Annotated in this window: 9 protein-coding genes and 1 pseudogene; 9 read left to right on the top strand and 1 reads right to left on the bottom strand. The window is 45.5% G+C overall.

Annotation, left to right across the window (positions count from 1 at the left end):
- Positions 1-67: 67 nt before the first annotated feature.
- The 5 genes and pseudogenes from RH949_RS15060 to RH949_RS15040 all read left to right on the top strand — a co-directional run bounded on the left by RH949_RS15060 (position 68) and on the right by RH949_RS15040 (position 6,196).
- Positions 68-1,666 (top strand): SDR family NAD(P)-dependent oxidoreductase, encoded by a 1,599-nt coding sequence (locus tag RH949_RS15060; RefSeq protein WP_446354174.1) that lies wholly within the window; start codon positions 68-70, stop codon positions 1,664-1,666.
- A 148-nt stretch (positions 1,667-1,814) separates the two neighbouring features.
- The gene (locus RH949_RS15055; protein ID WP_446354172.1) at positions 1,815-3,464 is read left to right on the top strand and encodes a DUF3352 domain-containing protein; all 1,650 of its coding nucleotides are present in this window, start codon (positions 1,815-1,817) and stop codon (positions 3,462-3,464) included.
- A gap of 251 nt (positions 3,465-3,715) precedes the next feature.
- Positions 3,716-4,144: pseudogene (locus tag RH949_RS15050) on the top strand (transposase); the annotation flags it as partial.
- A gap of 156 nt (positions 4,145-4,300) precedes the next feature.
- Positions 4,301-5,215, top strand: coding sequence for an Rpn family recombination-promoting nuclease/putative transposase (locus RH949_RS15045; RefSeq protein ID WP_006102183.1), 915 nt, complete (start codon positions 4,301-4,303; stop codon positions 5,213-5,215).
- 6 nt (positions 5,216-5,221) lie between these two features.
- Positions 5,222-6,196, top strand: coding sequence for a threo-3-hydroxy-L-aspartate ammonia-lyase (locus tag RH949_RS15040; RefSeq protein ID WP_006102143.1), 975 nt, complete (start codon positions 5,222-5,224; stop codon positions 6,194-6,196).
- A gap of 67 nt (positions 6,197-6,263) precedes the next feature.
- On the opposite strand, the gene RH949_RS15035 is transcribed toward RH949_RS15040, so the two are convergent.
- On the bottom strand, positions 6,264-7,184 hold the full coding sequence (locus tag RH949_RS15035; protein WP_006102296.1) for a retropepsin-like aspartic protease family protein: 921 nt from the start codon (positions 7,182-7,184) through the stop codon (positions 6,264-6,266).
- A gap of 237 nt (positions 7,185-7,421) precedes the next feature.
- Here RH949_RS15035 and RH949_RS15030 point away from each other — a divergent pair, with 237 nt between their 5' ends.
- From RH949_RS15030 to RH949_RS15015, 4 genes are all read left to right on the top strand, one after another.
- A complete protein-coding gene (locus RH949_RS15030) occupies positions 7,422-8,582 on the top strand; it encodes an RRXRR domain-containing protein (protein ID WP_044208160.1) in 1,161 nt (386 codons plus the stop codon).
- A 528-nt stretch (positions 8,583-9,110) separates the two neighbouring features.
- Complete coding sequence (gene carA / locus RH949_RS15025) at positions 9,111-10,259, top strand: glutamine-hydrolyzing carbamoyl-phosphate synthase small subunit (protein WP_006102225.1); 1,149 nt, start codon at positions 9,111-9,113, stop codon at positions 10,257-10,259.
- A gap of 175 nt (positions 10,260-10,434) precedes the next feature.
- Positions 10,435-10,800, top strand: coding sequence for an STAS domain-containing protein (locus RH949_RS15020; protein WP_071777234.1), 366 nt, complete (start codon positions 10,435-10,437; stop codon positions 10,798-10,800).
- Positions 10,801-10,930: 130 nt separating this feature from the next.
- A complete protein-coding gene (locus RH949_RS15015; RefSeq protein ID WP_006102210.1) occupies positions 10,931-11,398 on the top strand; it encodes a Mini-ribonuclease 3 in 468 nt (155 codons plus the stop codon).
- Positions 11,399-11,414: the final 16 nt, after the last annotated feature.

Here is an 11,414-nt window from a genome sequence, read left to right as displayed (position 1 = left end):
CTGGGTTCTCAAGGCGGATTGGGTATTACACAAAGATTGCGCTACTATCAATAAAAAATGAGAACGTATGAATCAGTGTCAGCCTCAGCAGGTCTGCATTGTCACAGGTGGTAACTCAGGTGTCGGTTTGATGACTGCTGTGGGTCTCGCCCAATTCGGTCATCATGTATTCATCGCCTGTCGCTGTGCAAGCAAAGCAGAGAAATCTGTCAATTATATTCGCTCCTCCACCGGAAATTCCCAGGTTGAGTTTTTGCCACTCGATTTAGCCTCCCTGGATTCAGTTCGTACATTTGTGGAACTGTTTCAGGATAGACAGCTCCCACTGCATTTATTAGTAAATAATGCGGGTGTTTTCAATGCCAGAGGCAGAACTAAAGAAGGATTTGAACTCATTTGGGGAATTAACTATCTGGGTCACTTTCTACTGACAAATTTGTTACTGGAAACCCTCCAAAATTCAGCTCCAAGTCGAATTTTCATGGTTGCCTCGGACTTAGCATTACGCCCCACTTCTATCAAATGGGAGCGTTTTGTCAAGAAGACACCGTTTAATTTTATAGAACTGTATGCCGTATCAAAATTATGCTTATTGATACTGACTCAAGAACTGTCACGGCGCTTAGAGAATACCAACGTAACTGTTAACGCGATTCATCCCGGATTTGTGCAATCTAATATAACCTTAGGGCATCGCTTAAGCAAGTATTTAGGCATCGGTATTTCACCCCAAGAAAGTGCTTCTGGGTTGCTGAATTGTGCAACATCTCCTGATTTTGCAGCGGTAATGGGTAAGTTTTTTGATTATCAGCAGAACGAAATCGAACTTCCTGATCTAGCAAAAGATACTGAACTCGGTCAACAGTTGTGGGAACAGAGTGGCTTGTGGACAGGCTGTCATCAATACAATCCGAAAGCACCCGCCAAACCTGAGACGACTGTTGGACTTTTGGAACCCTATTCGCTGGCATTGAGTCCCCCTGAACTCGGTTCCCTTACCCAAGCTATTGTTAAAACTGTATTGCCTAACCCCCCGCTAAAAAATCAATTTTATCATTTTATTGATCTTTTAATTAAACTCAAAATTGGAGGGATGGTTCTACTTTTTAATCAACTTCGCAAAAAAGAGTTTTATATGGAAAGGCATCTTGATTCAGACGCTGTTTGGGCGATCTGCCAGGATAAAAATTTACGACAGAAATTGAACGAGTATTTGGGTGAATCGATAGTCTTGTGGCGTTCAGAAATTTGGGTTAATTATCCCTCGCAACAACTGATTCCATTTTGGCATCAAGACTCCTATCCCAATCTGCTTCAAGGCGAAGGGAAAACGATCAATGTCTACATTGCACTAACCGAGGTTAATGAACGGAATGGGTTTGAGTATATCCCTAATTTTCAACTCACTCCGGATGTCTCTGTGAAAATGAAAGACCCATTTAGTGGCAATCGCTTGTTTAATTTGCCAGAAGACTTAGAACAGCAAGCCGTTCCTGTGGTTTTGCGTCCTGGACAATTTGTTTTATTTACCGACCAACTCATGCATCGTTCGATTCGCAATACCAGTGGTCAAGTTCGGCTAGCCCTCACCCTGCGGCTTACTCAACCCTCTGTTCAGATCGTGTCAAGCTATAGTCCTATTTACAGTAAGCCTGTTTTGTTATAAATCCTGCTAACATGAAATATAAGTAGTTGGACAAAATTAAATCAGGGAACAGGGAACAGTAAGTAGTCGGACATTCTAGTATTTAGGGTGATAAATAATGAAACGCAGGTTTATTGAAAACATTTATTCAAGTTAGGAGACATTTGAAATGTCCTTTAAAAAGTTTCTGGAAATTGGCACAACTCTAGTCTTGGTAGGGGGTGGCGCAGCCTATCTCTACGCCAAAGGATTCTGGGGAGTCGCCGACACCCCAGCCGCCAGTGCTAAAGTTATTCCCGATGAAGCGGTGATGGCGGGCTTTATTTCCACTGACCCTCAATCCTGGATGAAGTTGCAGAAGTTTGGTACGCCCGAACTGCAAACGTTAGTGAATCAGAGTCTGGAAAATTTACAAGCAGAAACCTTTAAGGATTCCCAAATTAGTTACGAGGAAGATTTAAAACCGTGGTTGGGGAATGTAATGGTCGCGGTTTTACCAACTACTTCGGCTGAAGCAGTAGAGGACTCCAATCTGTTGACAGTTGTTACGATTAAAAATAAGTTCAGTCTGTTAAAGTTTGCTAACCAGTTGAAAACTGAGGAAAAACTGGGAAGAACTGATGAGATTGACTATAACGGGTTTACGATTGTGGAGACAATCGACGAGGGGCAAACCTTCTATTCAGCAGTTTTGAGACAGCATTTGGTCATATCCGAAGACTTGAAACCTGTACAATTAGCGATTGATAGCTATAAGGGAGAACCGTCTCTGGCTAGCGAAGGGAATATTGCCAAACTATTCTCCCAGGATATGGATCTGCTCAACCCCGTTGCTAAGTTTTATATCCCTGACTATACTGCTTTTGTGCAAGAGATGGTTGCTAATAATCCAGGAGTTGCTCCCTTACCACCTGCTACCTTAGAACAATTGCAAACGTTTAAGTCAGTCAAAATGGGGGTAGGAATTGATGACGTAGGAATCCGGCTGAAAACGATCGCCAATGTTGAACCCTCGGATATTCAAGTCGAATTTCAGCCCAATCCCGGTCAAATTATCAGTCAATTTCCCGCTTCAACGATGATGCTGTTAACCGGAAATGGAATTAGTCAGGGATGGGAAATAATGAGCCAATCCGCCCAAACCGATCCCCAATTACAGCAAGGACTCAACAGCCTCAGAAGTGCCGCCAATAGCATTAATTTAGACGTGGATCAGGATATCTTTGGCTGGATGGATGGGGAATTTGCCATCGGCGTGATTCCCTCCAGGGAAGGGATACTCGCCCCCATCGGCTTTGGCGGAGTAATCGTCTTTCAAACCAGCGATCGCGCCACCGCCCAAGCTACGTTAACTCAACTCGATACCCTCGCCCAACAGAATACTATTCAAGTTTCACCCACAACCGTTCAAGGAGAATCGGTTACCAAATGGGCAATTCCAGGACAAGGAACCTGGTTAGGACATGGTTGGCTAAACCAGAACTCACTGTTTATCGCCATTGGCGAACCAATAGTAGAAAAAATGCTGGCGAATCCTGAACCGTCTCTGGATCAAAGTGAGTCGTTTATTACGGTAACGGAAGCTTTACCTGAATCTAACAGCGGTTACTTTTATTTAGATATGGATAAAACCATGACAGTGGTGAATGATTTTCTCGAAAATACCACCCCAGACACACCCGAACCTGACCCTGATACTCAAACCGCTTTAGCTATTCTAAATTCCGTGCAAGGGATCGGCGGAACCGTGACTCAAGACAACCCCTCTACTCATAGTTTTGAAATGATTGTTACGCTTAAGCCTAAAACAGAAAACTAAGCAAAAAAAAGGCAGAGGGCAAAAGACCATTACTCACCTTTCGCTCAAGCCACTATAGCAATTTTCAATTGGGTGAGGTACAGTCATAGAGTTGGTAAAAACTCAAGCGATGAAAGCTTATTCGACCATTTTTCGTCAAAAAATCCTGGAGACTTACGAAAGCACTCCTATCTCACAGCGCCAGCTTGCGAACAAGTTTTCAGTAGCCCTCAGTTTCATTCAGAAGCTGCTTAAACAGAGCTAGAGGAAGTAAGCCCAACAAGCGGGGTCAAAATGTTTCAGTTATTGGAGCTATATCTCTTAAAAAAGTTGTGACTTCAATCAACTTAGTCGGGGGAATTGACGGTTTAACGTTTGAAGCCTTTATCATTCAAAAACTTGTTCCAGAACTTTGGGAAGGAGCAGTTGTCTGGTTAGATAACTATAGCACTCATAAAGGAGAAGCTATCGCCAAAGCGGTTCGAGAAGCGGGAGCAGAGATTATATATCTACCGCCCTACTCCCCCGATTTTTCCCCAATTGAAAATTTTTGGTCAAAAGTAAAATCGTGTCTTCGCTCTTGGGGAGCTAGAACTTATCAAGCTTTAGAAGAAGCCCTAGTTCAAGCTTATAGTCAGGTGACAGAACAAGATTTTATCAACTGGTTTACACACTGCTGTTATTGTACCTCACCCAATTGAAAAACGCTATAGAACAACGCCTTACTCCCCCAAAAATTAGAGATCATTAGAAATAAAGTAGGACTCAACCCATCCAAAACCAGTCAATTCCCATGAATTGAGTTATCCTCAAAATAAAGACCTTAACAAACAACTCAGCAAAACCGGGCTAAACCGATGAGATTCATCAGTCCAAAAACTGACTTTGCGTTCAAGAAAATCTTTGGCTCAAACGAGAGTAAGGACATTCTAATTTCCTTCCTCAATGCCATGATATACTGCGGTAATTACGTCATCCAGGACTTAGAAATTATCGAACCCTATAATCCTGGCAATGTGGTCGATTTAAAAGATAGTTATCTGGATGTTAAGGCAGTATTAGCCGATCAAACAACTGTAATTATTGAAATGCAACTTTGGAATGTTGAAGCCTTTCAAAAACGAGTCATTTATAACTTGTGTAAAACCTACACCAATCAGGTCAAGTCGGGACAGGGATATTCTTATCTAAATCCGGTCATTGCTTTAACCATCACTGACTTTAAATTATTCTCATCAACGGAAAAAGTAATTAACTGTTTTTACTTTCAAGAAGCCGTCGAACACTTTGCCTATCAGGAGCATGAGTTAAAGCTAGTGTTTGTGGAACTCCCAAAATTCACGAAGAAGCTGGAAGAGTTGGAGACAGTAATCGATAAGTGGATCTACTTTATCAAAGAAACGTCTAACTTAGAAATCATTCCTGAAAACCTGAGAGAAGTACCCCAAATTGAAAAAGCCCTAACTATAGCGAATCAAGCTAGTTTGAGTGTTGAAGAGTTGGAAGAAATCCAAAAAGAAGAAATATTATTGGAGGACAGGCGAGGGGAATTGAGTCTAGCCAAAAGGGAAGGAATAGAAGAGGGAATAATAGAGGGAATCACAAAAGGCGAAAGAGCTTTACTATTGCGACAGATTGAGCGTCGTTTTGGAGAAATACCTGCTGACGCGATCGCATCAATTAAAGCCTTGACGCCCCCAGATTTAGAACGTTTAGGAGAAGCACTGTGGGATTTTAATACCCGTGAGGATTTACTCAACTGGCTGTCTTGATTGATAATGAACAATAAAACATTACCCGTTACCTACACCGACATCGAAGCCGCTGTTAAGCGCTTGAGAACCCACGCTCATATTACACCCGTTCTCACCTCCACCACCGTCAACCAACGTACCCAAGCTCAAGCCTTCTTCAAATGTGAGAACTTCCAACGCACAGGTTCCTTTAAATTTCGTGGTGCATTTAACGCCCTATCTCAACTCTCAACTGCCCAGAAACAAAGGGGTGTAATCACCTACTCATCCGGAAACCACGCCCAAGCGATCGCCCTATCCTGTCAATTGCTCAACATTCCGACAACCATTGTCATGCCAGAAAATGCCCCAGATGTCAAGCTAGCGGCAACTCGTGGTTATGGCGCTGAAGTGATCCTCTATGAACCAGCAGAAACCATCCGAGAGGAACTCGCCAAAAAACTAGCCGCCGAACGACATCTGACGATTATCCCACCCTACGACCACCCTGATATTATCGCCGGACAAGGTACCGTTGCCAAAGAACTGATTGAACAAATCGGTCAACTGGATATCTTACTCGTCTGTTGTGGTGGCGGTGGTTTACTCTCCGGCTGTGCGATTACCGCCAAAACCTTATTCCCTAATTGCCGAGTGATTGGCGTCGAACCCGAACGCGCTGATGATGCTACCCGCTCTTTTTACAGCAAAACCCTCCATAAATGCCATAACCCAGATACCATTGCTGATGGCGCTCGTACCCCATCTTTGGGTCAGTTTACCTTTCCCTTAGTCCTCAATTACGTCGATGACATGATCACTGTCTCCGAAGATGCCATTCGTCGCACCCTCACCTTCTTATGGGAACGCCTAAAAATTGTCGTTGAACCCACAGGCACACTCGCCGCCGCTGCTTTACTCGAAGGACAAATCACCGCACCCGGAAAGCGAATCGGCGTGATTATTAGCGGTGGCAATGTAGACCTGACAAAATTACCTCAACTGTTGGGTACTAGGTAACACGTTTATACCAATAAGGCGGACATAATAGAAGCAAGGATTAAGCTCAAAAGCTAGAGGTTTATTCTTAACGGTGGTGAAATTCGACAACATTTTCTCGAATTACCACATCATAGTGACTATAGAAGTCTTGACCCAATAATCCTACCTCTAAATCCACACCCCCAATCGCGACTTTTATATTCTGTTGAACGGCTTCTCCGACAGCGATAGATTTAACTTGACCAATGGCAAATTTAACCCCCTTAGCACTAGCTGTATCGGCAGTAATTTCACCCTCTGGAACTACACCCAGACGCTGCGCCATGACTTGAGTAATGACTGTACCACTTGCCCCTGTATCAACAACCATGTTAAAGGTCTGTTCGCCATTAAAGGTTACTTCAATCACGGGGGTTTGACCAATTCGCTGCTTGATTGGCGCTTTAACGATTTTGGCAGTTTCTCTATTTCCCGGTAACGGGTTCTCGGATGTCGCCGGATTTGCCTGATCTGTGTCTGAGGAATCCGGGGATTTCGTAACTGTTTTGGTGGCGACACTGAGGGGTTCAGGATCAGGGAGACGAGGACGAGTGGCTTGTTGTTGGGCAATGTTAAGATTGCGTTTATATTCAGTGATTTTCGATTGCGCGATCGCATAGTTGGGACTAGACGATGACACTGATTCTAAAAGCGCGATCGCCTCTTGCCAACGGCTGATCACTAACTGCCAATCATCAAACGATTGAGCCGATTGACTAATCGTCGCCGCACTATAGGCAGCATCTAGCGCTTGTTTATAAAGTTCTGTCGCAGTTGGCTGTGTCTCAGTTTCTGCCGATTCCGGAGGTGTCGAGGGTTGAGGGGAAACCCTGGGCGTTGTCGAGGTAACAATGGGTTGCGAGGAATCCTCCATACGCCCTGAGGACTCCAAACGGCTACAAGCCCCTGTGGTTAAGGCTAAGGTGCCAGAAATAAACAGAATGACGACGCGATCGCAAGATGACATAGGCTCAAAAAGCTCTTCATGAACCCTAACCTACTTCGTTGAGGTTAGGGATTGGCAGAGGGAACTTGCCAGGAAGTCATGAATAGGGCATGAGTTGGTAGGGGATAATCACTTCCGAACGTTTCTCTAGTTCGGACTCTATGTAGGTCTAGGAATCTCTAGGCACTGGGTAATTCCAGGACACACCCCTATCAATGCCTTAAGAGACGTAAACATTTACACGAGTGGATTATATCTATGAATCGTGTTCCAGTAGTCAGTAAAGAAGGAAAACCTTTAATGCCCACCAAACCATCCAGGGCTAGACGGTGGGTGAATGTTGGTAGAGCAGTGGGAAAATGGTCAGACCTAGGAGTCTATTACGTCCAACTCACCAGATCATCATCGGCTGAGGAAGTGCAGCCCATTACCGTTGGAGTCGATCCGGGCAAGTCTTACTCCGGTGTCGGTGTTCAGTCGGCTAAATGCACTCTGCTACAACTACACCTTATCCTCCCGTTTGGACGGGTGAAGAAACGGATGGAAACCCGTGCCATGTTACGACGGGGACGGCGGGGACGGCGGATTAACCGGGATGTTCCATTCAAGCAACGGAACCATCGGCAATGCAAGTTCGATAACCGCAAACAGTGTAAACTTCCCCCATCCATTAAAGCCTCACGGCAACTGGAGTTGCGGACAGTTATGGAATTAGCGGCTATCTTCCCGGTGACGGCGATTGGTTATGAGCGGGTCAAGGCTGATGTAGATCAGACCAAACGCAAACGTGCCAAATCGGGCAAGGGCTTCTCCCCAGTGATGACAGGTCAGAATTGGGCAATATCCCAAATGGAAACAATCGCCCCCGTCTATGTCCGCGAAGGTTGGCAAAAGGATGGGAACGGTACATCCCAACTCCGAACCCAGCTAGGGTTAGAGAAGGACAAGATTAACAAGTCCATAGCCAAACCGGAAACCCATGCAGTTGATGGGGTGACGTTGGCTTGCGGGTATTTTGTCAGATATGTCCCGTTCACTGGCTCTAACTCATACGGTTACACCCACAGGGGTAGCGTTAACGTCACTTCCTCTCCGTTTAAAATCATCACCCGCCCTGGTGCGGTGAAGCGGGGAAAAGAGTATGGCTTTTTCCGCCGTCAATTACACTTTGAAGTACCGGATAAGTCAGGGAAAAGGAAACGTAAGGGCGGGACAATCACTCCGTTTGGTCTAAGGATCGGTGATTTGGTTAGAGCAGAGAAAGCCGGAAAAATCTACATCGGTTACGTTGGCGGGTTTACCGATACCAAAAAGACCAAAAATATCTCTGTTTGTGACTATACCTGGAAACGGATTGGGCAGTTTGCTCCTAGCAAAGTCGAGTTAATTAAGAGAAATAACGGCTTATGTGTAGCGTAAAAAATGGGATGCCTCCATTATTCCGGCATCCCGCTATCCCTCCTCGCCCTACGAGAGTTGAGGGCGAGGATTCCCGCGAATATGTTGAGCGATTTATTTTTATTATGACGGATGATTTAGCCTTTACCTCTTATCTCATGATGGCTAAAAAATCAAGATCAATTTTACTGATCCGAAGGCAGACGACAACTGATCTTGCTCAGGCGGTGGGCAATCCACGATTATAAAAGTCACACTCTAGTAACCTCCATCCATTCATTAACCGTTTGGTGTAGGTGGCATTACGGTGAAGGCGGTTAACATTTCAACCATCCAGGTGAAATCGACGCCCTAGTAATGCTTATTTCCCTTCAAATTTCCTCATAGCTTCCTTCCCCCAGACTGATTCAGTCGGGGGAATTTTCACGATCGCTGCTACCCATCCTCGCCAGTATTTCCATTGCCATGGGATAATAGCGCCTCAGTTGAGTATTCGAGTTATCTTACTCTTAGAATAAAAATCAACCAACCATTAACAACACACTGCTTATGCCTATTTCAGCAGCTACACCAGCGCTTCTGGTACTAGCGGATGGAACATCCTACCCGGGTTGGTCTTTCGGCGCTTCAGGTACGGCGATTGGAGAAGTTGTCTTTAACACCGCCATGACAGGGTATCAAGAAGTGGCAACCGATCCCAGCTACTGTGGTCAGATTGTCACGTTCACCTATCCCGAACTGGGAAACACGGGGGTTAACCCAGAGGATGAAGAATCAACCCATCCTCAGATCCGGGGCGCGATCGCCCGAAACATTTGTTGGCGTCCCAGTAATTGGCGATCAACCCAGTCTTTCCCCGATTACCTCAAGGAACACAAGATTCCCGGAATTTACGGGATTGATACGAGGGCGCTGACTCGCAAACTGCGCTCAACCGGGGCAATGAATGGCGGTATTTCCACAGAAATTCTTGATCCGGACGAATTGCTGGAACAAGTGCAAGCCGCGCCGAATATGGCAGGGTTAAATCTGGTGCAGGAAGTGACCACCAAAGCGGTTTACGAGTGGTCTGAAACCACGGATAATCATTGGGAGTTTCGTCCCTCGGCAGAATCGGCGGCGGGTGAACCCTTAACGGTAGTGGCGATCGATTTTGGCATCAAACGCAATATTCTGCGGCGTTTAGCCAGCTATGGTTGTCGCGTGATCGTAGTACCTGCGGATACGTCCCCGGAAGACATTCTCAAGTACAACCCCGATGGAATTTTCCTCTCCAACGGACCGGGTGATCCAGCGGCGGTGAGGGACGGGATTGAAACGACCAAAGCCTTGTTAGCACAGGAAAAACCCCTGTTTGGCATCTGCATGGGACACCAGATCTTAGGTCTTTCCATGGGTGCTGAAACCTTTAAGCTAAAATTTGGACATCGTGGGCTAAATCACCCGGCTGGGTTAAAGCAACGGGTAGAAATTACCAGCCAAAACCATGGATTTGCTATTAATTCTGAGTCCTTAGGGGCGGATGTGGAAATTACGCACCTCAACCTGAATGACCGGACTGTGGCAGGATTGCGTCATAAAACGCTACCATTTTTCTCGGTGCAGTACCATCCAGAAGCGAGTCCGGGTCCTCATGATGCCGACTACTTGTTTGATCAGTTTGTCGAATCCATGCGATCGCACAAAACCCCTACTTGAAGCCCCTACTTGCAGAAGGTAGAAGGCAAGGGGTAGAAGGTGGGTTATTTCCATGCCCACCATGCTCTATGTGGATGATCCGTAAACTTCTCGCTATACTATCGAATAGCTTAATCGCTGGTAAATCACCAACCCATGTTGAATCGTTTAGTGTAAGTACAGCTAGGAGGGTGTTATTCCTGAGCAACTCAACCTGACAGTCAGCTTAAGAGGGACTCGTGAGGTCAAAAGTAATTATCAACTTTTCCGTCTGACTGGATTGTTAGATGCCTTCTCAGAACCAACGTTTGGGAAGGTGATTGGTAAATGTGTCGATGAGGGACCGAAAAATATTATTTTGGATCTCTCAAAGATCGATTTTGTGGATAGTTCGGGCTTAGGCGCTTTAGTGCGTATAGCGAAAAAGGCTCAAACGGCTGAGGGAAAATTGCAAATTGTCACCAATGCCCGTGTGACTCAAACAGTGAAGCTAGTGCGTCTAGAAAAATTTCTCTCACTTCAACCATCGGTTGATGAAGCCTTGGATAACGTCAAAAAATAATTGAACACAGGAAAACTGTGGCACTCATCCCCTGACAGTCTGGCAGGGGATTTCCCGTTATTTGCCCTGGAGCCTTTTACGATAAAATAGGGGCGGGCATTTAAACTGCCTTTCATTTCGTCCGAGTTTTATGGAGCAGCAGGAAGAGACGGCAAACAGCGTAGACAATAACTCAGCCCTTTCTGGCACAGAAGCCCGATTTCGGCAATTGAATACTGCTGCCGATCCCCAATGCCAAATCCAACAAATCTCACCGGCGGCGTTGGCTTATCTGGGAGATGCTGTGTATGAACTCTATATCCGCCGTCACTATTTACTTCCCCCTAAACGTTTATGTGATTATCATGATCAAGTAGTGGCTCAAGTCCGCGCCGAAAGTCAAGCGAATACGCTGCGATCGCTCGAACCTTATCTCACTGAACCCGAATTGGCACTATTGCGACGTGGACGGAATGCGGCGACCGGAACTTCACGACGCCTCAATCGCAAAATCTATCAACAAGCCACCAGCTTAGAAACATTACTGGGATATCTGTATCTAACTGATCCCCAACGCCTGACTCAGTTATTGGCTTATTTGGAACTCGATACCCCTTAAATCATCAGCACACTTT

Origin of the sequence: Coleofasciculus sp. A1-SPW-01 (assembly GCF_040217205.1) — a bacterium.
In the GTDB taxonomy this organism is placed as follows: Bacteria; Cyanobacteriota; Cyanobacteriia; order Cyanobacteriales; family Coleofasciculaceae; genus Coleofasciculus; species Coleofasciculus chthonoplastes_A.
Note: the sequence above shows the minus strand (reverse complement) of the source record. Positions and strands in the feature narration are given on the sequence as shown.

Excerpts from the sequence above, each read along its gene's own strand:
- RH949_RS15060 (WP_446354174.1), top strand. The coding sequence starts at position 68 with ATGAATCAGTGTCAGCCTCAGCAGGTCTGCATTGTCACAGGTGGTAAC.
- RH949_RS15030 (WP_044208160.1), top strand. The coding sequence starts at position 7,422 with ATGAATCGTGTTCCAGTAGTCAGTAAAGAAGGAAAACCTTTAATGCCC.
- RH949_RS15035 (WP_006102296.1), bottom strand. The coding sequence starts at position 7,184 with ATGTCATCTTGCGATCGCGTCGTCATTCTGTTTATTTCTGGCACCTTA.
- RH949_RS15055 (WP_446354172.1), top strand. The coding sequence starts at position 1,815 with ATGTCCTTTAAAAAGTTTCTGGAAATTGGCACAACTCTAGTCTTGGTA.
- RH949_RS15045 (WP_006102183.1), top strand. The coding sequence starts at position 4,301 with ATGAGATTCATCAGTCCAAAAACTGACTTTGCGTTCAAGAAAATCTTT.
- carA (WP_006102225.1), top strand. The coding sequence starts at position 9,111 with ATGCCTATTTCAGCAGCTACACCAGCGCTTCTGGTACTAGCGGATGGA.
- RH949_RS15040 (WP_006102143.1), top strand. The coding sequence starts at position 5,222 with ATGAACAATAAAACATTACCCGTTACCTACACCGACATCGAAGCCGCT.
- RH949_RS15015 (WP_006102210.1), top strand. The coding sequence starts at position 10,931 with ATGGAGCAGCAGGAAGAGACGGCAAACAGCGTAGACAATAACTCAGCC.